The organism is Klebsiella sp. LY (genome assembly GCF_004010915.1).
Taxonomy (GTDB): Bacteria; Pseudomonadota; Gammaproteobacteria; order Enterobacterales; family Enterobacteriaceae; genus Klebsiella; species Klebsiella quasipneumoniae.
Genome location: NZ_CP022444.1, coordinates 4,080,340 through 4,104,752, shown reverse-complemented (window position 1 = coordinate 4,104,752; position 24,413 = coordinate 4,080,340). Strand labels below are relative to the sequence as shown.

24 protein-coding genes are annotated in these 24,413 nt (G+C 60.7%); 13 read left to right on the top strand and 11 right to left on the bottom strand.

Annotation, left to right across the window (positions count from 1 at the left end; all coding sequences use genetic code 11):
* Positions 1–242: 242 nt before the first annotated feature.
* Positions 243–1,526 carry a citrate synthase gene (gene gltA, locus CE636_RS23060; RefSeq protein ID WP_004885983.1) on the top strand — a complete coding sequence of 428 codons (1,284 nt, stop codon included), beginning with the start codon at positions 243–245 and terminating at the stop codon, positions 1,524–1,526.
* A gap of 89 nt (positions 1,527–1,615) precedes the next feature.
* Here gltA and nei read toward each other — a convergent pair whose 3' ends face one another.
* The 6 genes from nei to CE636_RS23030 are packed head-to-tail and all read right to left on the bottom strand — an operon-like array spanning position 1,616 to position 6,179.
* Positions 1,616–2,407 (bottom strand): endonuclease VIII, encoded by a 792-nt coding sequence (gene nei, locus CE636_RS23055; protein ID WP_017901412.1) that lies wholly within the window; start codon positions 2,405–2,407, stop codon positions 1,616–1,618.
* A 15-nt stretch (positions 2,408–2,422) separates the two neighbouring features.
* A complete protein-coding gene (gene pcp / locus CE636_RS23050) occupies positions 2,423–3,067 on the bottom strand; it encodes a pyroglutamyl-peptidase I (protein ID WP_017901413.1) in 645 nt (214 codons plus the stop codon).
* Positions 3,068–3,096: 29 nt separating this feature from the next.
* Entirely contained in the window at positions 3,097–3,849 is a 753-nt protein-coding gene (gene pxpA / locus CE636_RS23045; protein ID WP_017901414.1) for a 5-oxoprolinase subunit PxpA, read from the bottom strand.
* A complete protein-coding gene (gene pxpC, locus CE636_RS23040; protein ID WP_004885976.1) occupies positions 3,839–4,771 on the bottom strand; it encodes a 5-oxoprolinase subunit PxpC in 933 nt (310 codons plus the stop codon). The genes pxpA and pxpC overlap by 11 nt, the downstream gene beginning before the upstream one ends.
* Positions 4,765–5,421: a 5-oxoprolinase subunit PxpB gene (pxpB, locus tag CE636_RS23035; protein ID WP_017901415.1), complete on the bottom strand. Its 657-nt coding sequence runs from the start codon at positions 5,419–5,421 to the stop codon at positions 4,765–4,767. The genes pxpC and pxpB overlap by 7 nt, the downstream gene beginning before the upstream one ends.
* 14 nt (positions 5,422–5,435) lie before the next feature.
* On the bottom strand, positions 5,436–6,179 hold the full coding sequence (locus CE636_RS23030) for a type 2 GTP cyclohydrolase I (protein WP_004885970.1): 744 nt from the start codon (positions 6,177–6,179) through the stop codon (positions 5,436–5,438).
* A gap of 267 nt (positions 6,180–6,446) precedes the next feature.
* On the opposite strand from CE636_RS23030, the gene dtpD reads away from it, so the two are divergent.
* Positions 6,447–7,925, top strand: a complete 1,479-nt coding sequence (gene dtpD / locus CE636_RS23025; RefSeq protein ID WP_017901416.1) for a dipeptide permease DtpD — start codon at positions 6,447–6,449, stop codon at positions 7,923–7,925.
* On the opposite strand, the gene phrB is transcribed toward dtpD, so the two are convergent.
* A complete protein-coding gene (phrB, locus tag CE636_RS23020; RefSeq protein WP_017901417.1) occupies positions 7,897–9,339 on the bottom strand; it encodes a deoxyribodipyrimidine photo-lyase in 1,443 nt (480 codons plus the stop codon). The genes dtpD and phrB overlap by 29 nt on opposite strands.
* A 183-nt stretch (positions 9,340–9,522) precedes the next feature.
* On the bottom strand, positions 9,523–9,732 hold the full coding sequence (locus tag CE636_RS23015; RefSeq protein ID WP_004142243.1) for a DUF2517 family protein: 210 nt from the start codon (positions 9,730–9,732) through the stop codon (positions 9,523–9,525).
* A 306-nt stretch (positions 9,733–10,038) separates the two neighbouring features.
* Here CE636_RS23015 and kdpF point away from each other — a divergent pair, with 306 nt between their 5' ends.
* The 6 genes from kdpF to kdpE are packed head-to-tail and all read left to right on the top strand — an operon-like array spanning position 10,039 to position 17,824.
* Entirely contained in the window at positions 10,039–10,128 is a 90-nt protein-coding gene (gene kdpF / locus CE636_RS23010) for a K(+)-transporting ATPase subunit F (protein WP_020323459.1), read from the top strand.
* Positions 10,128–11,807: a potassium-transporting ATPase subunit KdpA gene (gene kdpA / locus CE636_RS23005; protein ID WP_017901418.1), complete on the top strand. Its 1,680-nt coding sequence runs from the start codon at positions 10,128–10,130 to the stop codon at positions 11,805–11,807. The genes kdpF and kdpA overlap by 1 nt, the downstream gene beginning before the upstream one ends.
* A 20-nt stretch (positions 11,808–11,827) precedes the next feature.
* A complete protein-coding gene (kdpB, locus tag CE636_RS23000; RefSeq protein ID WP_017901419.1) occupies positions 11,828–13,876 on the top strand; it encodes a potassium-transporting ATPase subunit KdpB in 2,049 nt (682 codons plus the stop codon).
* Between the two features lie 10 nt (positions 13,877–13,886).
* Positions 13,887–14,462 carry a potassium-transporting ATPase subunit KdpC gene (gene kdpC / locus CE636_RS22995; RefSeq protein ID WP_004885963.1) on the top strand — a complete coding sequence of 192 codons (576 nt, stop codon included), beginning with the start codon at positions 13,887–13,889 and terminating at the stop codon, positions 14,460–14,462.
* Positions 14,463–17,150 (top strand): two-component system sensor histidine kinase KdpD, encoded by a 2,688-nt coding sequence (gene kdpD / locus CE636_RS22990; RefSeq protein ID WP_017901420.1) that lies wholly within the window; start codon positions 14,463–14,465, stop codon positions 17,148–17,150.
* On the top strand, positions 17,147–17,824 hold the full coding sequence (kdpE, locus tag CE636_RS22985) for a two-component system response regulator KdpE (protein WP_002894776.1): 678 nt from the start codon (positions 17,147–17,149) through the stop codon (positions 17,822–17,824). The genes kdpD and kdpE overlap by 4 nt, the downstream gene beginning before the upstream one ends.
* Here the strand turns inward: kdpE and CE636_RS22980 are convergent.
* The 3 genes from CE636_RS22980 to seqA are packed head-to-tail and all read right to left on the bottom strand — an operon-like array spanning position 17,806 to position 20,519.
* Positions 17,806–18,243, bottom strand: a complete 438-nt coding sequence (locus CE636_RS22980) for a hypothetical protein (RefSeq protein ID WP_004885958.1) — start codon at positions 18,241–18,243, stop codon at positions 17,806–17,808. The two genes, kdpE and CE636_RS22980, sit on opposite strands and share 19 nt — an antisense overlap.
* Before the next feature lie 54 nt (positions 18,244–18,297).
* Positions 18,298–19,938 (bottom strand): phosphoglucomutase (alpha-D-glucose-1,6-bisphosphate-dependent), encoded by a 1,641-nt coding sequence (gene pgm, locus CE636_RS22975; RefSeq protein WP_002894773.1) that lies wholly within the window; start codon positions 19,936–19,938, stop codon positions 18,298–18,300.
* A gap of 32 nt (positions 19,939–19,970) precedes the next feature.
* Positions 19,971–20,519, bottom strand: a complete 549-nt coding sequence (seqA, locus tag CE636_RS22970; RefSeq protein WP_017901421.1) for a replication initiation negative regulator SeqA — start codon at positions 20,517–20,519, stop codon at positions 19,971–19,973.
* Positions 20,520–20,702: 183 nt separating this feature from the next.
* Here seqA and ybfF point away from each other — a divergent pair, with 183 nt between their 5' ends.
* The 5 genes from ybfF (at position 20,703) to tcuR (ending at position 24,383) form a co-directional block, all read left to right on the top strand.
* Positions 20,703–21,476, top strand: a complete 774-nt coding sequence (gene ybfF / locus CE636_RS22965; RefSeq protein ID WP_004885955.1) for an esterase — start codon at positions 20,703–20,705, stop codon at positions 21,474–21,476.
* A 133-nt stretch (positions 21,477–21,609) separates the two neighbouring features.
* Positions 21,610–21,903: a LexA regulated protein gene (gene ybfE / locus CE636_RS22960; RefSeq protein WP_004885954.1), complete on the top strand. Its 294-nt coding sequence runs from the start codon at positions 21,610–21,612 to the stop codon at positions 21,901–21,903.
* Between the two features lie 151 nt (positions 21,904–22,054).
* A complete protein-coding gene (gene fldA, locus CE636_RS22955) occupies positions 22,055–22,585 on the top strand; it encodes a flavodoxin FldA (RefSeq protein WP_002894765.1) in 531 nt (176 codons plus the stop codon).
* 291 nt (positions 22,586–22,876) lie between these two features.
* Positions 22,877–23,329, top strand: a complete 453-nt coding sequence (gene fur / locus CE636_RS22950) for a ferric iron uptake transcriptional regulator (protein ID WP_004885952.1) — start codon at positions 22,877–22,879, stop codon at positions 23,327–23,329.
* Positions 23,330–23,456: 127 nt separating this feature from the next.
* Positions 23,457–24,383 carry a tricarballylate utilization LysR family transcriptional regulator TcuR gene (tcuR, locus tag CE636_RS22945; RefSeq protein ID WP_017901422.1) on the top strand — a complete coding sequence of 309 codons (927 nt, stop codon included), beginning with the start codon at positions 23,457–23,459 and terminating at the stop codon, positions 24,381–24,383.
* Positions 24,384–24,413 lie beyond the last annotated feature (30 nt).

Genomic DNA, 24,413 nt, shown 5'->3' with positions numbered 1-24,413 from the left:
AATCAGGACAGTTATTAGTGGTATACAGGTTTTAATATTCGGACTGCTAAAACGCTGATTTGCTGTTGTTTCACCGCAGCCCTGAAGAACGTGCCATCAAGCGCCGTTGCTCTGTACCCTGCCCTTTTCGCTGACGCAGAGCTGTGTGCAACATAACAAACTGGTAACGTATACGGGCGCGGGCCGAAAGCAAATCCACCACCCGGCAGTCTTAAGCAATAAAGGCGCTAAGGAGACCATAAATGTCTGATGCTAAAGCAAAAATCACCCTGGGTGGTGACACTGCTATTGAACTGGATGTGCTAAAAGGCACGCTCGGTCAGGATGTTATTGATATTCGTAGTCTTGGTTCAAAAGGCGTATTTACCTTTGACCCAGGTTTCACATCTACCGCTTCCTGTGAATCTAAAATTACGTTTATCGATGGTGACGAGGGGATCCTGCTGCACCGCGGCTTCCCGATCGACCAGTTAGCGACCGAATCAAACTATCTTGAAGTTTGTTACATTCTGCTGAACGGTGAAAAACCAACCCAGGCCGAATATGACGAATTCAAAACCACCGTGACCCGTCACACCATGATCCATGAGCAGATCACCCGTCTGTTCCATGCGTTCCGTCGCGATTCTCACCCGATGGCCGTTATGTGCGGGATCACCGGCGCCCTGGCGGCGTTCTATCACGACTCCCTCGACGTGAATAACCCGCGTCACCGTGAAATCGCCGCCTATCGCCTGCTGTCCAAAATGCCGACCATGGCAGCTATGTGTTACAAGTATTCTATCGGCCAGCCGTTTGTTTATCCGCGCAACGACCTCTCCTACGCCGGCAACTTCCTGCGCATGATGTTCGCCACGCCGTGCGAAGAGTACGAAGTCAATCCGGTGCTCGAGCGCGCCATGGACCGTATTCTGATCCTGCACGCCGATCACGAGCAGAACGCCTCGACCTCGACGGTACGTACCGCGGGCTCTTCCGGCGCTAACCCGTTCGCCTGTATCGCAGCCGGCATCGCCTCTCTGTGGGGACCGGCGCACGGCGGCGCCAACGAAGCGGCGCTGAAAATGCTGGAAGAGATCAGCTCCGTTGAACACATTCCGGAATTTGTTCGTCGTGCGAAAGACAAGAATGACTCTTTCCGCCTGATGGGCTTCGGCCATCGTGTTTACAAAAACTACGACCCGCGCGCCACCGTGATGCGTGAAACCTGCCATGAAGTGCTGAAAGAGCTGGGCACCAAAGACGACCTGCTGCAGGTGGCAATGGAGCTGGAGCATATCGCGCTGAACGACCCGTACTTCATCGAGAAGAAGCTCTACCCGAACGTCGACTTCTACTCCGGTATCATCCTGAAAGCGATGGGTATTCCGTCCTCCATGTTTACCGTTATCTTCGCCATGGCGCGTACCGTGGGCTGGATTGCGCACTGGAACGAAATGCACAGCGACGGCATGAAGATCGCCCGTCCGCGTCAGCTGTACACCGGCTACGCCAAACGCGACTTCCAGTCCGACATCAAGCGTTAATCTCGCTGTCCGGATGATAAAAACGCGCCTGCAGGCGCGTTTTTTATGCCTGACGATGAAGCCTGGCGCTGACACTGCCTGCTGCCGGCTTAATGCTGGCAGTGCGGACACCAGTAAAACGGCCGCGATGAGAGCATGGTCTTCTCAATCACGCCCCCGCAGCGCTCGCACTTTTCCCCATCGCGATGGAAGACCTTAAAGCGGAACAGCGCGCCGTGGTGCTTGTTGTTATCGGGCTGGCCGCGAGTGCGATAAGAAAGCCGTGGGATATCGAGTAGCGCGTGCGCCAGCGCATCCAGCTGTGTTTCATTAAGCTTCGAGGCCTTATGCCCCCCGGTCAGCCCCACCTGCCAGAGGATTTCCACCCGCAGATAGTTACCCAGACCGGCAAGAAAAGCCTGATCCAGCAGCAGGCCGGAAAACTGACGATTGCGGAATTTGGCCGACAGCAGTCGCGCTTTCACCTGCTCCGCGGTTAACGTCATATCCAGCACGTCTGGACCGACGCGCAGCAAGAACGGATGGTTGGCCTCCTGCTCCGCCGTGAGCATCTCAATGTCCGACGCGCTGTAGAGCAAAATCGCCTTGCTGGCCGTCTGTAGCCTGACGCGCAGCACCCGGTTAGAGTCAGGCGGTTCGCCGGCCTCAACCACGCGCCAGACGCCGTACAGCTGATTATGGCTGTACAGGGTCAGGCCGCCGGAGAAGCGGGTTAGAAGGGCCTTGCCCCGGGTGTCGATATGGGTAACCCGCTGACCAATCAGTTCGGTTTGATAGGGTTGCAACCGGGGAAAAGCGAACCAGACGTCGGTTAAGGGTTCGTCTTTGATTGCTGCCTCCAGTGTATCCGCCGCGCGGCGGATCTCCGGACCTTCCGGCATACTGTCATCCTTCTGTTAGTGGGTGGCGCCGCCGCCCAGTTTACTATCCACCGGCTGGTGCAGGGCTACGGCTATGGCCGCCTCCAGCGCTTCCCGCACGGTGGCGGTCGCCATACTCGGCTCGCCGGGATGGGCCGCCGCCTGCGCCGGTAGCCATGGAATATGGATAAACCCGCCCCTTACCTCATTCTGTCCCTGCAGCTTGTGCAGCAGACCGTACATGACGTGATTGCAGACGAAGGTGCCGGCGGTTTGCGACACCGAGGCCGGGATCCCGCGATCGCGCAGCGCGCTGACGATCGCTTTGATCGGCAAGGTGCTGAACCACGCGGCCGGCCCGCCGTCGACGATCGGCGTGTCGATGGGTTGCTGGCCTTTGTTATCGGGGATACGCGCATCATCGACGTTAATCGCCACACGTTCGACGCTGATATCGACCCGGCCGCCGGCCTGTCCCACCGCGATAACCAGCTTCGGCTGCAGGTCTTCAATCGCCGCGTCCAGCGCCGACAGCGCCTCGCCAAACACGCAGGGAAGCTGCCTGGCAATCACCGGCTGACCAGCAATCATTGTACCGTCAAGCTGCTGCACCACTTCCCAGGAAGGGTTCACCGTCTCGCCGTCAAAGGGTTCAAAACCGGTGAGTAATACGCCCGCCATCGTCTTCTCCTTCGCGGTCCTTCAGATTGTCATATCTCAGCCTCTGGCTGAGCGCTGACCATAATATGGCGCCCGGCGAACGCCGCCCGCAAACGGCGGGCAAATTCGAGGGCATGCGAACCATCGCCATGCAGACATACCGTCTGCGCCACCACGTTCGCCCATTCGCCGCTGACGCTACGCACCCGGTGGTGTTGCACCATTTCGAGGGTTTGCGCCAGGGCCTGCTCTTCGCTGTCAATCAGCGCGCCAGGCTCGGTGCGCGGCACCAGGCTGCCGTCGGCCAGATAACCGCGATCGGCAAACACCTCCTGACGCGTCGTCAAGCCATAGCGTTGCCCAGCGCGGATCAGTTCGCTGCCCGCCAGACCCACCAGCACCAGCTGCGGGTTAACATCGCGGACCGCGCGGGCGATCGCGTCGGCCAGCGGCGGCGATTTGGCCGCCTGGTTGTAGAGCATGCCGTGCGGCTTTACGTGCTGCAACTCGCCGCCCTGAGCCTGAACGATCGCCGCCAGAGCGCCAATCTGATACAGCGTCTGGGCATAGACCGTTTCCGGCGGCAGATCCATCGCCGTGCGGCCAAAATTTTCCCGGTCGGGATATCCCGGATGGGCGCCCACCGCCACGCCGTACTTCAGCGCCTCGCGCACGCTCTGCACCATCAGCCCGGCGTCGCCGGCGTGAAAACCACAGGCGATATTCGCCGACGACACCAGCTGGAGCAGCGCGCTATCGTTCGCCCCGCCTTCCCCGAGATCGGCATTGAGATCAATCATCATCGTGGAGTCTCCACGCCAGTTGTTCAAGATAACGCTGACGATCGGCCCGCGCCTTCAGCGCCTCCTCCAGCGAGCAGGCCACGAAATGGATCGGCTGCCCGAGCGGGATCTGCGCCAGCTGGTACATATCGGCATCGATGATGCAGGCGATCCGCGGATAGCCGCCGGTGGTTTGCGCGTCGTTCATCAGCACAATGGGCTGGCCGTTGTGCGGCACCTGCACCACGCCCGGCAGCAGGCCGTGCGACAGCATTTCGCGATCGGTGGTGCGTTTCAGCGGCTGCCCCTGCAGGCGGTACCCCATGCGGTTACTCTGCGGACTGAGCTTCCAGGGGGCGCGCCAGAATGACGCCTGCGAGGCCGCGTCAAATTCGTGGTACTCCGGCCCGGGCAGCGCACGAATGCGGTTGCCCAGCGGCAGCTGCTTGACGCCGCGCGGGGTGGTGAAGCGGCGGGCGGCTTTCCCAAGCTTCAGCTTGTCGCCGTCCTGCAGGCGGCGTCCTTCCAGACCGCCAATCCCCGCCTTGAGATCCGTGCAGCGCGAGCCAAGGACCTCGGGTACCGCAATCCCGCCCGCCACCGCCAGATAGCTGCGAATGCCATGCTGCGGCGTTTTCAGCACCAGCCGCTGCCCGGGCCGGTAGGCGGTGCGCCAGCCCACCCAGACCGCTTTACCGTCCAGCGTCGCTTCGCAGGCGGCGCCGGTCAGCGCAAACCAGCCGCTGCGGGCAAATTCGATCTCCACCTGGCCGAGGGTAATCTCCAGCCCGGCGGCATTCGCCTCGTTGCCAACCAGCAGATTGGCAATCACCAGCGAGGGATAATCCAGAGCGCCGCAGCGGCTGATGCCAGACTGGCGCAGGCCTTCTCGTCCACCGTCCTGTACCGAGGTGTACAGGCCGGCGCGGATCAGAGTCAACATACCCCCTCCTTTTGCGGCACAAAGCGAATTTTATCGCCCACGCGCAGCAGCGCAGGCTCCTTCCGCGACGGGTCGAACAGCGTTAGCGAGGTCCGCCCCAGCAGCTGCCAGCCGCCGGGCGTCGCCAGCGGATAGATCCCGGTTTGCGCGCCGCCGATACCCACCGACCCGGCCGGGACGTGCACGCGCGGTTCGGCGCGACGCGGCGTCGCCAGCGCCGCTGGCAACCCGCCCAGGTAGGGAAATCCCGGCTGAAAACCAATAAACCAGACCAGATACTCCACCGAGGCGTGCAGCTCCACGACCTGCTTTTCACTGAGGCCGCTGTGCTGCGCCACCACCCCGAGATCCGGTCCGGCCTCGCCGCCGTAGACGACCGGAATGGTCAGCGAGCGCGACTCCGGCTCGATCGCGAGGCTCTCCTCCCACCAGCGCTGCAGACGATCTATCGCCTCCCACGCCACCTCCTGCGGGCGGCGGAGCACCACAGTGATATTGTTCATGCCGGGAATGGCGTCAATCACTTCCTCATGGTTCGCCAGACGCTGGGCTAAGCCCCAGATCCGCTGCTGGCTCTCAAGGGTGACCGGCGGCTCCAGCTCCAGCACGACGGCCGTTTCTCCTAACAGATAACAACGCGCTCGCTGCACTTTTCTCTCTCCCGTCAGGCAGGGTTGGGAATATCAATAAAGGTGACGTCCAGGTCAGTGGTTTCCGTCAGCCATTCGCTGAGGGCGCGAATACCGCCCCGCTCGGTGGCGTGGTGGCCGGCGGCATAAAAATGCAGGCCCTGCTCGCGGGCGGAATGGATGGTTTGTTCCGACACCTCGCCGGTGATAAACGCGTCCACGCCAAAGCGCGCCGCGGCGTCGATAAAGCTCTGGCCGCCGCCGGTACACCAGGCGACGCGGCTGACGGTGTCCGGCCCGGTATCGCCGCACCACAGCGGCTTACGCCCCAGCCGCGCTTCAATCCATGAGGCCAGTTCAAGGCCGGAAACCGGCATCGACAGTTCGCCCCAGGGCACCAGCGGTTCGATTTCCCCCAGCACGTTAATCCCCAGCAGATGCGCCAGTTGCGCGTTATTGCCCAGCTCGGGATGGGCATCCAGCGGCAGGTGCCAGCCGTAGAGATTGATATCATTGGCCAGCAGGGTTTTCAGGCGCCGGCGCTTCATACCGCGGATCACTGGCGATTCGTTTTTCCAGAAATAGCCGTGATGGACAATCACCGCATCCGCCTGAAGACGAACGGCCTCATCCAGCAGCGCCTGGCTGGCCGTCACTCCGGTGACGATCTTGTGCACCGTGTCGCGCCCCTCCACCTGCAGACCGTTAGGGGCGAAGTCACTGATGGCTGCACTATTGAGCTTGTCGTTTATCAGTTGTTCCAGTTCGCTATTTTTCATCGCCACTCCAGCAGATAATCAGGGTATACAAAGGCATAACATAACCAGATCTATTCGGGTCGTCGATAGTCCGCCTCCGACACTGACGATGACTTTTTACCGAATAGCGCAATTTGTCTATTCACCCCGCCGCGCATTCGTGTATATTTATGCACTAATAAAGCATATTAAATAATCAGAAAGCCCCTCAAGCCATGAATATGACTAATTAAACGCTATTCATGCAGAACGATCGACTTTCGCTTTAGGCCAGGAAACACACTTCTCATGAAGACAACATCATCGCAACCGCGGGCGATTTACTACGTCGTGGCGCTGCAAATCTGGGAATATTTTAGCTTCTACGGCATGCGCGCCCTGCTGATCCTCTATCTCACCAATCAGCTCAAATATGATGATAACCACGCTTACGCCCTGTTCAGCGCCTACTGTTCGCTGGTCTATGTGACGCCGATCCTCGGCGGCTATCTGGCCGATAAGCTGTTAGGCAACCGGATGGCGGTCATGCTCGGCGCGCTGCTGATGGCCATTGGCCATCTGGTGCTCGGGGCCAGCGAAACCGCCCCGGCCTTCCTCTACCTGTCGCTGGCGATCATCGTCTGCGGCTACGGGTTGTTTAAATCCAACGTCAGCTGTCTGCTGGGCGAACTGTACGAACCCGCCGATCCGCGTCGCGATGGCGGCTTCTCGCTGATGTATGCCGCGGGCAATATCGGCTCGATCATCGCGCCCATCGCCTGCGGCTACGTTCAGGAGGAGTATAGCTGGGCGATGGGCTTTGCCCTGGCGGCCATCGGCATGGTGGCGGGACTGGTGATCTTCCTCTGCGGCAACCGTCATTTCCAGCATACCGCCGGTGTGAACCGCCAGGCGCTGTGCGCCCGCCGCTTCCTGCTGCCGAACTGGGGCTGGCTGCTGGTGCTGCTGGTCATCGCGCCGCTGCTGATTGCCGTGCTGTTCTGGCAGGAGTGGTCGGTGTATGCCCTGATGGTGGCCACGGCCATTGGCCTCGCGGTGCTGGCGCGGATCTACCTGCGTGCCGAGACCGATAAACAGCGCAAGGATCTGCGCCTGATCGTCGTCCTGACCGCCTTCAGCCTGCTGTTCTGGGCCTTCGCCCAACAGGGCGGCAGCTCCATCAGCCTGTATATTGACCGCTTCGTTAACCGCCATATCATGAGCTACGAAGTCCCTACCGCTATGTTCCAGTCGATCAACGCCTTTGCGGTGATGCTCTGCGGCATGGTGCTGGCGTGGCTGGTGAAAGAGAGCGTCGGCGGTAACCGCACCGTGCGCATCTGGGGGAAATTTGCCCTCGGTCTGGGCCTGATGAGCGCCGGGTTCTGCATTTTGACCCTCAGCGCCCGCTGGTCGGCGGCCTATGGCCAGTCGTCCATGCCGCTGATGGTGCTGGGGCTGGCGGTGATGGGTTTTGCCGAACTGTTTATCGACCCGGTCGCGATGTCGCAAATCACCCGCATTGAGATCCCGGGAGTGACCGGGGTGCTGACCGGCATCTATATGCTGCTCTCCGGGGCCATCGCCAACTATCTGGCCGGCGTTATCGCCGACCAGACCTCGCAGGCGTCATTCGACGTCGCCGGGGCGGTGAACTATTCCATTGACGCCTACATCAACGTCTTCAGCCAGATCACCTGGGGCGCGCTGGCCTGCGTCGGCGTAGTGCTGGTTATCTGGCTGTATCACTCGCTGAAGGTCAGGACCCGCAGTCTGGCGGTGGAATAATCCCCTTTCTGGCGGCCTCCCAGGCCGCCAGCGTCTCCTGCCGCGCCTGCTTGTGATCGACTATCGGGCGCGGATAATCCAGCGTCACCCCCTGTTTATCCGCCCACACCCACGGCTGATGCAGCGCCTTCTCCGGCACCTTTGCCAGCTCCGGCAGCCAGCGACGTATAAACACCCCCTGCTTATCAAACTTCTCGCCCTGGGTGGTGGGATTAAATATGCGGAAATAGGGCGCGGCGTCGGTGCCCGTCGAAGCCGCCCATTGCCAGCCGCCGTTGTTCGCCGCCAGGTCGCCGTCAATCAGCTGGCTCATGAAATAGCGCTCCCCTGCCCGCCAGTCGAGGCGCAGATCTTTGGTCAGGAAGCTGGCGACAATCATGCGCAACCGGTTATGCATCCAGCCGGTGGCGTTAAGCTGGCGCATGGCGGCATCGACTATCGGAAAGCCGGTCTCCCCGCGCTGCCAGGCCTGCAGGGCGCCATCCTCTTCGCGCCAGGCGACTTTATCGGTCCAGGCGACAAACGGCCGACCTTTACAGAGTTTCGGATAGTAGACCATCAGATGACGGTAAAACTCGCGCCAGATCAGCTCATTAAGCCAGGTGGCGCCTGCCCCGCCATCCAGTGCGGCGGGGTGTTCCGTCAGCAGCCGATGCAGGCACTGGCGCGGCGACAGCACCCCGATGGCCAGGCAGGGCGACAGGCGACTGGTCCCTTCCACGGCCGGGAAGTCGCGCTGCCCCTCATAATCCGCCGCCGGTTGCTGACAAAACGCGCGCAGCCGCGCCAGCGCCGTTTTTTCATCCGCGGCAAACAGCAGCCCATCGAACGGCGTTTGCGGATAGTTAAGCTCCGGCACCGGCGGCGCCAGGCGAGCGGGCGCCTGGCGCGGCTTTGGCGCGGCCACGCACGCCGGCAATCCTTCCCGCAGCCGGCGAATAAACGCGTTCTTAAACGGGGTGAAGACTTTATACATTTCGCCGCCGCCGGTCAGTACGCTGCCGGGCGGCAACAGGACGCTGTCGTCAAATCCCTGGCAAATCACTTCGCTCAAGGAGCTCTCAACGGCGGCATCGCGCTGGCGTTCATTGAATTCGTACTGATAGTTGTAGAACAGGTGACTGACCTGGTGCTGCTGGCAGAAATGGGCCAGCCGCTCGACGCTGGCGCTAAAATCGTCCGCCTCTTCTACCCACAGCGGTATGCCCCGCTCCGCCAGCGCGGTGTGCAGACTGTGCAAATGGCTGGCGATAAAAGCGGCCTGCCGCGGCGCCAGGTGATGTTCGCGCCACTGCCCCGGGGTGGCAATATACAGCGCCAGCACCTGCGCCTGCGGATCGCGGCAGGCGGCGGCCAGCGCCAGGTTATCATGAATGCGTAAATCCGTGCGTAACCAGACCAGATGGGTGGCCATATCACTCCTCACTCTCCGTCAGCAAAACTCATCTTATGATCTAAGCCGGCAAAAATAGCGCGCCCCGGCAAAATAAGCACCTGCCAATTCCGCTGCGGCGCCTGAAAACGAGTGTAGACAAGCGGCGAAAAAAAACCGCCGGGGGCAACCGGCGGTTAGTGGTTTTCCTCGCAGCAGGGCGAATTAGTAGAAGTCGTGCGCGGCTTTTTCCGCCTGCGCCATCCACACCGGCTGCTCGCTGGTTTTCGACCATACACGGTGCAGCCAGCTGTAATAGCGGGCGCGATCCTTCCAGAACAGCATCACCGGCAGCGCCGCGACGCCAGCCACGACGGCGAAAGCACGACGCAGCAAAATAATATGAGCAGGATAAGCTTTGTACAACGCCATCATTTCTCTCCCCTTTGTCAGGCCGGCAAGCAGCGCCGGTAAAATTAATCATGTTTGTCTGAGCAAAATAATACCGCTCTGGTTGTAATTTTACTACTCATCCGACCACTAAAAAGCACGTATTTATACTTAATTTACATTCGCTACGTAAATTAGTTACGAAAAAGTTAAATTAATACTAACCATCAGTTAAATTGTGCCTTTGTCATTTTTATACTTTTTTTACACCGCGCCCGCGGATTTTTGCGAAATCTTTGCGTCGTAATTTCTATCCTCCAGGTAAATCAAAAACACACCCGGAGGTGGATTGTGACTGCAGGCGTACTCACTGGCGTTGGGCTGGTGTTCCTGTTACTGGCTTATCTGGTTTATGCCTTGATACATGCGGAGGCATTCTGATGGCTGCCCAGGGATTTTTATTATTAGCCAGCTATCTGCTGGTTTTGCTGGTGCTGGCGCGCCCGCTGGGGATGTGTCTGGCAAGAATGGTGAATGACATCCCGCTTCCCGGCCTGGCCGGGGTCGAGCGCGTCCTGTGGCGCGTGGCCGGAATCCGGGCCGAAGAGATGGGCTGGCTGCAGTATTTGCTGGCGCTCCTGCTGTTCAACGCCCTCGGCGGCCTGGCGCTGTTTGCCCTGCTGATGCTGCAGGGCGTGCTGCCGTTTAACCCGCAGCACCTGCCGGGGCTGACGTGGGATCTGGCGCTCAATACCGCGGTCAGCTTTGTCAGCAATACGAACTGGCAGGCCTACGCCGGCGAAAGCACCATGAGCTATCTCAGCCAGATGGTGGGGCTGACGGTGCAGAATTTCCTCTCCGCCGCTACCGGCATCGCCGTGGTCTTCGCCCTGACCCGCGCCTTCGCCCGGCAGAAAATGTCCACCCTCGGCAATGCCTGGGTCGACCTGACGCGCATTACCCTGTGGCTGCTGCTGCCGCTCTCTCTGCTGGTGGCCCTGTTCTTTATTCAGCAGGGCGTGCCGCAGAACCTGCAGGCCTACCAGCCCTTTACCACCCTCGAAGGGGCGCACCAGCTGCTGCCGATGGGGCCCGTCGCCTCACAGGAAGCGATTAAGCTGCTGGGCACCAACGGCGGCGGTTTCTTTAACGCCAACTCCGCCCATCCGTTTGAAAACCCGACGGCGCTGACCAATCTCGTGCAGATGCTGGCCATCTTCCTGATCCCGGCGGCGCTGTGCTTCGCCTTCGGCGAGGTGGTGAGCGATCGCCGCCAGGGGCGCGCCATCCTGTGGGCGATGACGCTGATCTTTATCCTCTGCGTCGCCGTGGTGATGTGGGCGGAAACCCGCGGCAACCCGCACCTGATGACGCTGGGCGCCGACAGCAGCCTGAATATGGAAGGTAAAGAGAGCCGCTTCGGTATTCTCGCCAGCAGTCTGTTCGCGGTGATCACCACCGCCGCCTCCTGCGGCGCGGTCAACGCCATGCATGACTCCTTCACCGCGCTGGGCGGGATGGTGCCGATGTGGCTGATGCAGATTGGCGAAGTGGTGTTCGGCGGCGTCGGCTCGGGTCTTTATGGCATGCTGCTGTTCGTTATGCTGGCGGTGTTTATCGCCGGCCTGATGGTCGGCCGCACCCCGGAGTACCTCGGAAAGAAAATCGATGTCCGGGAAATGAAAATGATCGCCCTGGCCATTCTGGTCACCCCGACGCTGGTGCTGCTCGGCACGGCGCTGGCGATGATGACCGAGGCTGGCCGCGCCGGGATGTTCAACCCCGGACCGCACGGCTTTAGCGAAGTGCTGTACGCCGTCACTTCGGCGGCCAATAACAACGGCAGCGCCTTCGCCGGCCTGGGCGCGGCGACGCCATTCTGGAACCTGCTGCTGGCGTTCTGCATGCTGGCTGGACGCTTCGCCGTCATCATTCCGGTGATGGCTATCGCCGGCTCGCTGGTGGCGAAGAAAATTCAACCGGCCAGCCCCGGCACCCTGGCCACCCACGACGCCCTGTTTATCGGTCTGCTGATCGGCACCGTGCTGCTGGTTGGCGCCCTGACCTTTATTCCTGCGCTGGCGCTTGGCCCGCTGGCCGAACACTTTTCCTTACTTTGAGCGATGCGGAGCACCCTGTTATGAGTCGCAAACAATTAGCCCTGCTGGAGCCGACGCTGGTGCGCCAGGCGCTGCTGGATGCCGTGAAAAAACTCAGCCCGATGGTGCAGTGGCGCAATCCGGTGATGTTTATCGTCTGGGTGGGCAGCCTGTTAACCACTCTGCTGGCCATCGCCATGGCTGGCGGCGCCCTGACCGGCAGCGCCACTTTTACCGCCGCCATCAGTATCTGGCTATGGTTTACCGTGCTGTTCGCCAACTTTGCCGAAGCGATGGCGGAAGGCCGCAGCAAAGCCCAGGCCAATAGCCTGAAAGGGGTGAAAAAAACGGCCTTCGCCCGTAAGCTGCGCGCCCCGCAGCATGACGCGACGGTCGACCACGTGCCGGCGGAAGACCTGCGCAAAGGCGACGTGGTGCTGGTGGAAGCCGGGGATATTATCCCCTGCGATGGTGAAGTCATCGAAGGCGGCGCCTCGGTGGATGAAAGCGCCATTACCGGCGAGTCTGCTCCGGTGATCCGCGAATCCGGCGGTGATTTCGCCTCGGTGACCGGCGGGACGCGCATCCTCTCCGACTGGCTGGTGATCCGTTGCAGCGTTAACCCGGGAGAAACCTTCCTCGACCGGATGATCGCCATGGTGGAAGGCGCCCAGCGCCGTAAAACGCCGAACGAAATCGCCCTGACGATCCTGCTGATCGCCCTGACGCTGGTGTTCCTGCTGGCCACCGCCACCATCTGGCCATTCTCGGCGTGGAGCGGCAATGCGGTCAGCGTCACCGTACTGGTGGCGCTGCTGGTGTGCCTGATCCCGACCACCATCGGCGGTCTGCTGTCGGCCATCGGCGTCGCCGGGATGAGCCGTATGCTGGGCGCCAACGTGATCGCCACCAGCGGCCGCGCGGTGGAAGCGGCAGGCGACGTTGATGTGCTGTTGCTGGATAAAACTGGGACCATTACGCTCGGCAACCGCCAGGCCTCCGCTTTCCTGCCGGCGCGCGGTGTGGAAGAGCGAACCCTCGCCGATGCCGCCCAGCTCTCCTCGCTGGCGGACGAAACCCCTGAGGGACGCAGCATCGTGGTGCTGGCGAAACAGCGCTTTAACCTGCGCGAACGCGATCTGCAGTCGCTGCACGCCACCTTTGTCCCCTTTACCGCGCAAACGCGGATGAGCGGCATCAATATCGATCAGCGCATGATCCGCAAAGGGTCGGTGGACGCCATTCGCCGCCACGTAGAGGCCAACGGTGGCTACTTCCCTGCCGATGTCGAGAAGCAGGTGGAAGAGGTCGCCCGCCAGGGGGCCACGCCGCTGGTGGTCGCCGAAGGGGAAAAGGTGCTGGGGATTATTTCACTCAAAGATATCGTCAAAGGCGGCATCAAAGAACGTTTCGCCCAGCTGCGCAAAATGGGCATTAAAACGGTGATGATCACCGGCGATAACCGCCTGACCGCTGCGGCGATCGCCGCCGAGGCCGGCGTCGACGATTTCCTCGCCGAAGCGACGCCGGAAGCCAAGCTGGCGCTGATCCGCCAGTATCAGTCGGAAGGTCGGCTGGTGGCGATGACCGGTGACGGCACCAACGACGCGCCCGCGCTGGCGCAGGCCGACGTGGCGGTAGCCATGAACTCAGGCACCCAGGCGGCGAAAGAGGCGGGCAACATGGTCGACCTGGATTCCAACCCCACCAAGCTGATTGAGGTGGTCCATATCGGCAAACAGATGCTGATGACGCGCGGCTCGCTGACCACCTTCAGTATTGCCAACGACGTGGCGAAATATTTCGCCATTATTCCGGCGGCGTTTGCCGCGGTCTATCCCCAGCTGGCCATGCTGAACGTGATGGGCCTGCATTCGCCATCGTCGGCGATCCTCAGCGCCGTTATCTTCAACGCGCTGATCATCGTCTTCCTGATCCCGCTGGCCCTGAAAGGGGTGAGCTATCGCCCGCTCTCCGCCTCGGCGATGCTGCGCCGCAATCTGTGGATCTACGGCCTCGGCGGTCTGCTGGTGCCTTTTATCGGTATTAAAGCCATCGACCTGCTGCTGACCCTGAGCGGTCTGGTGTGAGGAACAAACTATGTCATTGATTCGTCCAGCACTTGTGCTATTTATTCTGTTAACCCTGCTCACCGGCGGCGTTTATCCTCTGCTGACCACCAGCCTGGGGCAGTGGTGGTTTAACTCACAGGCCAACGGCTCGCTGATCCGCATGAACGGCGAGGTGCGCGGCTCGGCGCTGATTGGCCAGAACTTTACCGCCGCAGGCTATTTCCAGGGTCGCCCGTCAGCCACCGCGGAGACAGCGGATAACCCGATGGCCTCTGGCGGCAGCAACCTCGCCGCCAGCAACCCGGCGCTGGATAAGGCGGTGAGCGAGCGGGTGCAGGCCCTGCGCGCCGCAAACCCGGATGCCGACCCGCGTGTGCCGGTCGAACTGGTCACCACCTCGGCGAGCGGTCTCGATAACAACCTGACCCCGGCCGCCGCGCTGTGGCAGGCGCCGCGGGTGGCCAAAGCGCGCCAGCTGAGCGTCGACCAGGTGACTGCGCTGGTTAACCAGGCCACACAAAAGCCGCTGCTGAGCTTCCTTGGCCAGCCGGTGGTCAATATACTGCAACTCAATATGGCGCTGGATGCCCTGAAGGATAAGTAAATGAGTGACGAGCCGCTGCGTCCGGACCCTGACCGCCTGCTGCAGCACACCGCCGCCCCGCATCGCGGCAAACTAAAAGTGTTCTTCGGCGCCTGCGCCGGGGTGGGGAAAACCTGGGCGATGCTGGCGGAAGCGCAGCGGCTCCGGGCGCAGGGGTTGGATATTCTGATTGGCGTGGCGGAGACCCACGGCCGGAAAGAGACCGCCGCGATGCTGCAGGGCCTGAGCACCCTGCCGCCGCGGCGGCTCGCCCACCGCGGGCGCTACGTGTATGAGTTCGATCTCGACGCCGCCCTCGCCCGCCGTCCGGCGCTGATTCTGGTGGATGAGCTGGCGCACAGTAATGCCCCCGGCTCCCGCCATCCGAAGCGCTGGCAGGATGTGGACGAACTGCTCGAGGCCGGGATTGACGTCTTCACCACCGTTAACGTCCAGCATCTGGAAAGCCTGAATGACGTCGTCAGCGGGATCACCGGCGTGCAGGTGCGAGAGACCGTCCCCGATCCCTTCTTTGACGCCGCGGACGACGTGGTGCTGGTGGATCTGCCCCCTGACGATCTGCGCCAGCGGCTCAATGAGGGCAAAGTCTATATCGGTGGCCAGGCCGAGCGCGCTATCGAGAACTTTTTCCGCAAAGGGAACCTGATTGCGCTGCGTGAACTGGCCCTGCGCCGCACCGCCGATCGCGTCGATGAGCAGATGCGCGCCTGGCGCGACCGCCAGGGCCAGGAGAAAGTCTGGCACACCCGCGACGCGATCCTGCTCTGTATCGGGCACAACACCGGCAGCGAAAAGCTGGTGCGTACCGCCGCCCGCCTCGCCGCCCGTCTGGGCAGCGTCTGGCATGCGGTGTATGTCGAAACGCCTTCCCTGCACCGCCTGCCGGAAGCCCGGCGACGGGCCATCCTCGCCGCGCTGCGTCTGGCCCAGGAGCTGGGCGCCGAAACCGCCACCCTCTCCGACCCGTCAGAAGAGAAAGCGGTTCTCCATTACGCCCGCGAACACAACCTTGGGAAAATTGTCATCGGCCGCCAGAGCAAGCGCCGCTGGTGGGATCGTAGCGGTTTTGCCGACCGTCTGGCTCGCCACGCGCCGGACCTCGATCTGGTGGTCATCGCTCTGGATGAAAAGCCCTTCCCCCTTCAGGCGCGCGCCAGCGACAGCCGTCCGGCGCTGGAGAAATGGCGGCTACAGCTGCAGGGCTGCGCGGTGGCGGTGGCGCTATGCGCCATCATTACCCTGGTGGCCATGCAGTGGCTGATGGCCTTCGAAGCCGCCAACCTGGTGATGCTCTATCTGTTAGGAGTGGTGATCATCGCCCTGCTCTACGGCCGCTGGCCGTCGGTCCTGGCGACGGTGATCAACGTTATCAGCTTCGATCTCTTTTTTGTCGCCCCGCGCGGCACGCTGGCGGTGTCCGATGTCCAGTATCTGCTCACCTTCGGCGTGATGCTCACCGTGGGCCTGCTTATCGGTAACCTCACCGCCGGCGTGCGCTACCAGGCGCGGGTGGCGCGCTACCGCGAGCGGCGTACCCGCCATCTGTATGAGATGTCCAAAGCGCTGGCGGTGGGTCGCAGCCAGCAGGATATCGCCACCACCAGCGAGCGGTTTATCGCCTCCACCTTTCAGGCCCGCAGCCAGCTGCTGCTCCCGGACGCCCAGGGGAAACTGTTGCCCTTAACCCACCAGCCCGGGCTGACGCCGTGGGATGACGCCATCGCCCGCTGGAGCTTTGATAAGGGTCAACCCGCCGGCGCCGGCACCGATACCCTGCCCGGCGTGCCGTATCAGATCCTGCCCCTGAAGAGCGCCGCCCGCACCTGGGGCCTGCTGGTGGTGGAGCCGGCGAATCTGCGCCAGCTGATGATCCCGGAGCAGCAGCGGCTGCTGGAGACCTTCACCCTGTTGGTGGCCAGCGCCCTGGAGCGTCTCACCCTGACCGCCAGCGAAGAGCAGGCCCGACTGACCAGCGAGCGCGAAAGCCTGCGTAATTCGCTGCTCGCCGCCCTGTCGCACGATCTGCGTACCCCGCTGACCGTGCTGTTTGGCCAGGCGGAAATCCTGACCCTCGATCTGGCCAGCGAGGGCTCGAAGCATGCCCCGCAGGCCAACGAAATCCGCCAGCATGTGCTCAACACCACCCGGCTGGTGAACAACCTGCTGGATATGGCGCGGATCCAGTCCGGCGGCTTTAACCTGCACAAGGAGTGGCTGACGCTGGAGGAGGTGGTCGGCAGCGCGCTGCGCATGCTCGAACCGAGCCTCGGCGGCCAGCACGTTCAACTGGATTTACCCGATCCGCTGCAGCTGGTGCATGTTGACGGGCCGCTGTTCGAGCGGGTGCTGATTAATCTGCTGGAGAATGCCCATAAGTATGCCGGCGCCCGGGCGGACATCGGTATTCGCGCCGAAGCGGACGCCCGGCAGCTGTCGCTGGAAGTATGGGATAATGGTCCAGGGATCCCGGCGGGCCAGGAACAGGCTATCTTTGATAAATTCGCCCGCGGCAACAAAGAATCGGCGATCCCCGGCGTCGGGCTGGGCCTTGCCATCTGTCAGGCCATCGTCGACGTCCACGGCGGGACCATCTCCGCCTGCAACCGGCCAGAGGGCGGCGCCTCATTCCGTGTTACACTGCCGGGAGAAACGCCCCCTGAACTGGAAGAGCTATCTGAGGAATTGTGATTAACGTTCTGATTATCGAAGACGAACACGCTATCCGTCGCTTTCTGCGCACCGCGCTGGAAGCCGACGGCATGCGCGTATTTGAAGCGGAAACCCTGCAGCGCGGGCTGATCGAAGCCGCCACCCGTAAGCCCGACCTCGCGATCCTCGATCTCGGCCTGCCGGATGGTGACGGCATTGATTTTATTCGCGACCTGCGCCAGTGGAGTCAGATGCCGATTATCGTCCTGTCAGCGCGTAGCGAAGAGCATGACAAAATTGCCGCCCTGGATGCCGGCGCCGATGACTACTTAAGTAAACCCTTTGGCATCGGCGAGCTGCAGGCCCGCCTGCGCGTCGCGCTGCGTCGCCACGGCGCGGCGCAGGCCGACGAGCCGGTGGTGCGCTTCGCCGACCTGGAGGTCAATATCCCCGCCCGCCGCATCCTGCGCGGCAGCGAAGAGATCCACCTGACGCCCATCGAGTTTCGCCTGCTGGCGGCGCTATTGAATAATCCCGGCAAAGTGCTTACCCAGCGCCAGCTGCTGAATCAAGTGTGGGGCCCTAACGCCGTGGAGCACAGCCATTATCTGCGGATCTATATGGGTCACCTGCGGCAAAAGCTGGAGGCCGATCCGGCGCGCCCTCAGCATCTGCTGACCGAAACCGGGATTGGCTATCGCTTTATGCCCTGAGCCCCGCCTCTGCAGTACCAGAGGCTGGTGATTTTCAGCCCTTCAGAGAGCAGCAGGAAGCCTGCCAGGATCGCTAAATGCCTGACGCCGGCGGCCTGAATCAGCCACAGACCCAAAGAAAGCGAAGGCTGCATAAACACCAGCCTGAGCGGCGCCTGCCCCCAGGCCAGCCACAGCCCATAGCGGCTCTGACGGAAAAAGAGGATCATCGACAACGGGATGCTGATAATCAGCAGCACATTTAGCGGATAGAGCCAGACCGCCGCAGAGCCCCAGGTGTGCAGCAGCTGGAGATAAGCCAGCAGGTCGTCGTAAAAAGGGAGTCGGCGGTGGGCAATATTCCACCATAAGAATTGCAGGACGAAAAAGAGATCCATCCACGCCCAGAACAAAAACAGGGACTTCCGTTGTATTTTCATCGCTATCCTTGCGAAAAAAATCAGGCCCGCAAGGGGCCTGATGATCGTGCGCCGTTAAGCGTTCTTCAGCACTTCACTGACAATCTCTACCGCTTCTTTTTCAATCAGCTTGCGATGTTCTTCGCCGAGGAAGCTTTCGCAGTAGATCTTGTAGGCGTCTTCGGTGCCTGACGGGCGTGCCGCAAACCAGCCGTTGTCGGTCATCACTTTCAGGCCGCCAATCGCCGCCCCGTTGCCCGGCGCCGCGGTCAGACGAGCGGTGATTGGATCCCCCGCCAGGGTGTCAGCACTGACCATTTCCGGCGACAGCTTAGACAGCGCCGCTTTCTGCGCGGAGGTCGCGGAAGCCTGCAGACGGTTGTAGCTCGGCGCGCCGAAGCGTTCCGCCAGCTCGTTATAGTGCTCCTGCGGGTTTTTCCCGGTCACTGCGGTGATTTCCGCCGCCAGCAGGCACATGATGATGCCGTCTTTATCGGTGGACCACGGCGTGCCGTCGAAGCGCAGGAAGGAGGCCCCGGCGCTCTCTTCGCCGCCGAAGCCGAAGCTGCCGTCGAACAGGCCGTCAACGAACCACTTAAAGCCCACCGGCACTTCCACCAGCTTGCGGCCCAGATCGTTCACCACGCGGTCAATCATCGCCGAGGAGACCAGGGTTTTACCGACCGCTACCTCTTTACCCCACTGCGGACGATGCTGGAACAGGTAGTTAATCGCCACCGCCAGGTAGTGGTTCGGATTCATCAGCCCGGCAGGGGTGACAATCCCGTGACGGTCGTAATCCGGGTCATTGGCAAATGCCAGATCGAACTTATCGCGCAGCGCCAGCAGGCCCGCCATCGCACATTCCGAGGAGCAGTCCATGCGGATGGCGCCGTCTTTATCGAGGTGCATAAAGCGGAAGGTCTGGTCCACCTGGTCGTTCACAATGGTCAGATTGAGCTTGTAGTGCTCGCCAATGCGCTTCCAGTATTCGATACCGGAACCGCCCAGCGGATCGACGCCCAGCGTCAGGCCCGCTTTCTGGATCGCCGCCATGTCGACGATGTCCGCCAGGCCTTCAATGAACGGCTGCACCAGATCCTGCTCTTTGACGTGGCCGGAAGCCAGCGCCGCGTCCAGAGAAATGCGTTTCACACCCTGCAGGCCAGCGGCCAGCAGTTCGTTGGCACGGTTTTCCACCACTTTGGTGACGTTGGTATCAGCCGGACCGCCGTTTGGCGGGTTGTACTTGATACCGCCATCTTCCGGCGGGTTGTGTGACGGGGTGATCACAATGCCGTCCGCCAGCGGACCGCCTTTTTTGTTATGCACCAGAATCGCGTTGGAGACCGCCGGCGTCGGGGTGAATCCGTTGTTTTCCTGAACGATAACGTCAACGCCGTTGGCGGTTAACACTTCCAGCACCGAAATAAACGCCGGCTCGGACAGGGCGTGGGTATCTTTACCGACATAGCACGGACCGGTGATCCCGTTCTTCGCACGATCTTCCGCAATAGCCTGGGCGATGGCCAGGATATGCGGTTCGTTGAAGTTGTGACGCGCCGCGCTGCCGCGATGGCCGGAGGTGCCGAATTTGACCGCATGCTCCGCATTACCGACTTCAGGCTTCAGCACGTAGTACTGAGCAGTCAGTTGGGCGACGTTAATCAAATCACTCTGTTGCGCAGGCTGCCCCGCACGTTTATCGATTGCCATTGCCTGATCCTTCTGGTGCAAATGTTAAAAAGCTAGATCGTGCCGCAAACCTTTTCAATCAGCTCCGCAGGGAACTGCATCGACTGCATGATGTGCTCAATCATGCTGCATTTACGGCCGGTATTGGTATTGGTGATCACCCACCACGGTGTACCAGGAACCTGTTTCGGTTTGGTCTGATTACCGCTTTTCAGCAGCGTACGCGCATCTTCCGCGAAGTAAACGCGCGTGCGGCCGTGCAGAGACTCAGTGGCCTCGGCAAATGCTTTACTGTCCAGGGAATAGAGGGTGGTCAACACCAGCATAAAACGGTTCACCGCGCGCTTCTGCTCGGCGTATTCATCAGATAACAGCATCTCGCGCATGGCGCGGACTTTATCTTTCACCGGGTTAGCGGGTTTCACCTCAGCGGCAGGCGTGGGCGCCAGCGTCGGCGCGGCTTTGCTGACCGGTGTAGCCGGTTGGGAAACGGCGGAAAATTTCAGCATACGCCGTAAAATGTCGGATGCGCTCTCGCCGATATGCAGAGTGTGGCTGGCAATATAGCGGTAGAGTTCATCATCAACTTCAATTGTTTTCATCTTAATCCAGTGCGATATCTTTTCTGAATACAAATCGTTGGGATTATAAGTACAAATCCCAACCGCGGATAGCGTCAAACCAGGATGGCGGTAAAACTCAGAAAACTTCTGGGTCTTGCAGCCGGATGGCAGAATGTCCAACATAATACCCTAACCCGACGGAGCGAAAAAAAGAACTTTGCCATGAAATTAAATAGCCGAGCGCAATCTGCACAGAATCCGCACAACCACTCCCCGATCGTGCTGGTCCATGGTCTGTTTGGCAGCCTGGACAACCTGGGCATCCTCGCCCGCGACCTGATCGCCGACCACGATATTCTGCAGGTCGATATGCGCAACCACGGTTTGTCGCCGCGGTCGCCAGAGATGACCTACCCCGCGATGGCGCAGGATCTGCTCGACACGCTCGACGCGCATCAGATCGAACGGGCCACCTTTATCGGCCATTCGATGGGCGGCAAAGCGGTGATGGCGTTGACCGCCCTGGCCCCGGAGCGCATCAGCGGTCTGGTGGCTATTGATATCGCGCCGGTGGATTATCACGTTCGCCGCCATGATGAGATCTTCGCCGCTATTCGCGCCGTCAGCGTATCCGCCGCCAGCACTCGCCAGCAGGCGGCGCAGGTGATGCGCGAGCATCTGCAGGAAGAGGGCGTGATTCAGTTCCTGCTGAAATCTTTCGTCGACGGCGACTGGCGCTTCAACGTCCCAGTGCTGTGGGACCAGTACCCGCATATCGTCGGCTGGGAAACCATCCCGGCCTGGCCGCACCCAACGCAGTTTATTCCCGGCGGCAACTCCCCCTATGTGACCGACGCCTACCGCGACGCGCTGCTGGCCCAGTTCCCGCAGGCTCGGGCCCACGTCATTGCCGGCGCCGGACATTGGGTCCATGCCGAGAAACCCGAGGCGGTGTTGCGCGCGATCCGCCGCTATCTGACGAGCATAGCCGCCTGATTGGCTAAAATATGCCCGACCGCGCCGCAGAATGCCCGCGGTCGTTGGCGCAGCCGTTCGCCTGATGTATGATGGCGCGCTATCTGCGCCGGCTAGAGCCCGGCAGCTTGTTTCCCCGAAGTCACTCAGAATCATGGCAAAAGAACAAACGGACCGTACGACATTAGATTTGTTCGCAAACGAGCGTCGCCCGGGAAGACCGAAAACCAATCCGCTGTCGCGCGATGAACAACTGCGCATCAACAAACGTAATCAGCTGAAACGCGATAAAGTGCGCGGGCTGAAGCGCGTGGAGCTAAAGCTCAACGCCGACGCGGTCGATGCGCTTAACGAACTGGCGGAAGCGCGTAATATGAGCCGCAGCGATCTCATTGAAGAGATGCTGATGACGCAATTAACCGCCCTGCGCAGCCAGGGAAAACTCTAACTTTCCGCGAAAAATCCGCATTCATGTAGCAGAGTGTGCAGTCGGGCGTGATTGCTGTTTCCGCGCCCTTGCCTGTTCTGCTATGATTGCCGTTATCTGTGGGCATCGCGTCCCTACCACATCATTTAAGTTTCAAGAGGTTATTTTACTCATGGCAATCATCGGCATCTTTTTTGGCAGCGACACCGGCAACACCGAAAATATTGCAAAAATGATTCAAAAGCAGCTTGGTAAAGATGTTGCTGATGTTCACGACATTGCCAAAAGCAGCAAAGAAGATCTGGAAGCCCACGACATCCTGCTGCTCGGCATCCCGACCTGGTACTACGGTGAAGCGCAGTGTGACTGGGACGACTTCTTCCCGACGCTGGAAGAGATCGACTTTAACGGCAAACTGGTGGCGCTGTTCGGCTGCGGCGACCAGGAAGACTACGCAGAGTACTTCTGCGATGCGCTGGGCACCATCCGCGACATCATTGAGCCACGCGGCGCGACCATCGTTGGCCACTGGCCGACTGCCGGCTATCACTTCGAGGCCTCTAAAGGCCTGGCGGATGACGACCACTTCGTCGGCCTCGCCATTGATGAAGACCGCCAGCCGGAGCTGACCAACGAGCGCGTTGAGAAGTGGGTGAAGCAGGTGGCCGAAGAGCTGCACCTCGAAGAAATCAAAAACGCCTGATGATTAAGCGGCGCAATCATTGAGTTGCGTCGCATTAATAGACAAAAGCAATCAAACTAATAGCTACAAGTTTTTAACTTTTAATCACATATCTGTACAATGTCCTCTGATTCTACGAGGCACGTGACGCAGTTTGTAGCTGGTGCCTCGTTTTTGACAGCAAACCAGGCCCGATACTTGCAGTTTTCATTTACCAGTGGCAGTTCTATAATGAGACGCATTACGTCGGGTTAATTTCTGTATGACTTCCGTTGAAGGAAGTAGATCGTTTAGCAACAGGACAGATTCCGCATGACTGACAACAATACCGCATTAAAGAAGGCTGGCCTGAAAGTCACACTTCCTCGACTGAAAATCCTTGAAGTGCTGCAGGAACCGGATAACCATCATGTCAGTGCGGAAGACTTATATAAACGCCTGATCGACATGGGCGAAGAGATTGGTCTGGCGACCGTTTACCGCGTCCTCAACCAGTTTGATGACGCCGGTATCGTGACTCGTCATAATTTTGAAGGCGGTAAATCCGTTTTCGAACTGACTCAGCAGCATCACCACGATCACCTGATCTGCCTCGACTGCGGCAAAGTGATCGAATTCAGTGATGACTCTATCGAAGCGCGCCAGCGTGAAATCGCTTCCCGTCACGGCATCCGCCTGACCAACCACAGTCTGTATCTGTACGGCCACTGTGCGGAAGGTGATTGCCGCGAGGACGAACACGCCCACGACGCGGTGGAAAAGTAATTCCCCGCTTCGCCTGCTCTGAAAAGCCAACCAGTCGGTTGGCTTTTTTATGGGCGCTTCTGCCGCGCTTCCCGCTCACGTCCCGGCGGCGCCCCTCGCGAGTCCCCGCTTTGTCCGGAGAGTTGATATGGAACTTCGCCAGCTACGCTATTTTGCGCGCATTGTTGAAACCGGCAGCATGGGCCGCGCCGCGCTCGATCTGAATATCGGCGTCTCGGCGCTCAGCCAGCAGATCGCGCGTCTGGAAAATGAGCTGGCCATTCGCCTCCTGCAGCGGACCTCCCGCGGCGTGACGCCCACCAGCGCGGGCCTTGCTTTCTACTCACAGGCGCAGCTGGCGCTGCGTCATGCCGATGATGCCATCCTCGCCGCCCGCGAGGCGCGGCTGTCGGGCCACGTCAGCGTCGGCATGGCTCCAAGCACCGCCTCCGTTCTGGGCGTTCCGTTCATCAACGCGATGCGCGAGAGCTACCCCGACGTCCGCCTGCACCTGGTGGAAAGCCTCTCCGGGAATCTGGAGCGGATGATCAACACCCGCCAGCTGGATTTAGCCATCGTCTTCCAGCAGGAGAAGATCCTGCGCTGGAGCGCCAGACCGGTGCTCGAAGAGCGCCTGTTCCTGATTGGCACCCATGCGCTGTTGGCCTCGCTGCCGGATGATCCTGTATCCCCTGACCAGCTCACCACCCTGCCGCTGATTATGCCAAGCCAGGGCCACGGCCTGCGCGGCAGGCTGGAGGCGGTTTGCCAGCAGCACAACCTCAGCGTTGAGGTGGTGGCGGACATTGACGGTCTGGCCCTGCTGATGCAGGCCGTGCGCAGCGGGCTGGGCGCTACCCTGCAGCCCGGGGCCGCCATTTCCCATCTCGACCATCAGGCGCTGAGGGTGATCGGCATCGCTAATCCGGTCCTCAGCCGTCCCAACTTTCTGGTCAGCCTGTCGGATGATGAGCTCACCCCGGCAGGCCTTGCGGCAAGGGTAATACTGAGCAAAGTCATGCGCCAGCTGGTGGAGTCCGATCGCTGGCCAGGTGCTACCCTTTACGTTAACTAAACCCCTCTTTAGCGCTACGCCATAGCGCCC

Excerpts from the sequence above, each read along its gene's own strand:
- gltA (WP_004885983.1), top strand. The coding sequence starts at position 243 with ATGTCTGATGCTAAAGCAAAAATCACCCTGGGTGGTGACACTGCTATT.
- nei (WP_017901412.1), bottom strand. The coding sequence starts at position 2,407 with ATGCCGGAAGGTCCGGAGATCCGCCGCGCGGCGGATACACTGGAGGCA.
- pcp (WP_017901413.1), bottom strand. The coding sequence starts at position 3,067 with ATGGCGGGCGTATTACTCACCGGTTTTGAACCCTTTGACGGCGAGACG.
- pxpA (WP_017901414.1), bottom strand. The coding sequence starts at position 3,849 with ATGATGATTGATCTCAATGCCGATCTCGGGGAAGGCGGGGCGAACGAT.
- pxpC (WP_004885976.1), bottom strand. The coding sequence starts at position 4,771 with ATGTTGACTCTGATCCGCGCCGGCCTGTACACCTCGGTACAGGACGGT.
- CE636_RS23030 (WP_004885970.1), bottom strand. The coding sequence starts at position 6,179 with ATGAAAAATAGCGAACTGGAACAACTGATAAACGACAAGCTCAATAGT.
- dtpD (WP_017901416.1), top strand. The coding sequence starts at position 6,447 with ATGAAGACAACATCATCGCAACCGCGGGCGATTTACTACGTCGTGGCG.
- phrB (WP_017901417.1), bottom strand. The coding sequence starts at position 9,339 with ATGGCCACCCATCTGGTCTGGTTACGCACGGATTTACGCATTCATGAT.
- CE636_RS23015 (WP_004142243.1), bottom strand. The coding sequence starts at position 9,732 with ATGATGGCGTTGTACAAAGCTTATCCTGCTCATATTATTTTGCTGCGT.
- kdpA (WP_017901418.1), top strand. The coding sequence starts at position 10,128 with ATGGCTGCCCAGGGATTTTTATTATTAGCCAGCTATCTGCTGGTTTTG.
- kdpB (WP_017901419.1), top strand. The coding sequence starts at position 11,828 with ATGAGTCGCAAACAATTAGCCCTGCTGGAGCCGACGCTGGTGCGCCAG.
- kdpC (WP_004885963.1), top strand. The coding sequence starts at position 13,887 with ATGTCATTGATTCGTCCAGCACTTGTGCTATTTATTCTGTTAACCCTG.
- kdpD (WP_017901420.1), top strand. The coding sequence starts at position 14,463 with ATGAGTGACGAGCCGCTGCGTCCGGACCCTGACCGCCTGCTGCAGCAC.
- CE636_RS22980 (WP_004885958.1), bottom strand. The coding sequence starts at position 18,243 with ATGAAAATACAACGGAAGTCCCTGTTTTTGTTCTGGGCGTGGATGGAT.
- pgm (WP_002894773.1), bottom strand. The coding sequence starts at position 19,938 with ATGGCAATCGATAAACGTGCGGGGCAGCCTGCGCAACAGAGTGATTTG.
- seqA (WP_017901421.1), bottom strand. The coding sequence starts at position 20,519 with ATGAAAACAATTGAAGTTGATGATGAACTCTACCGCTATATTGCCAGC.
- ybfF (WP_004885955.1), top strand. The coding sequence starts at position 20,703 with ATGAAATTAAATAGCCGAGCGCAATCTGCACAGAATCCGCACAACCAC.
- ybfE (WP_004885954.1), top strand. The coding sequence starts at position 21,610 with ATGGCAAAAGAACAAACGGACCGTACGACATTAGATTTGTTCGCAAAC.
- fldA (WP_002894765.1), top strand. The coding sequence starts at position 22,055 with ATGGCAATCATCGGCATCTTTTTTGGCAGCGACACCGGCAACACCGAA.
- fur (WP_004885952.1), top strand. The coding sequence starts at position 22,877 with ATGACTGACAACAATACCGCATTAAAGAAGGCTGGCCTGAAAGTCACA.
- tcuR (WP_017901422.1), top strand. The coding sequence starts at position 23,457 with ATGGAACTTCGCCAGCTACGCTATTTTGCGCGCATTGTTGAAACCGGC.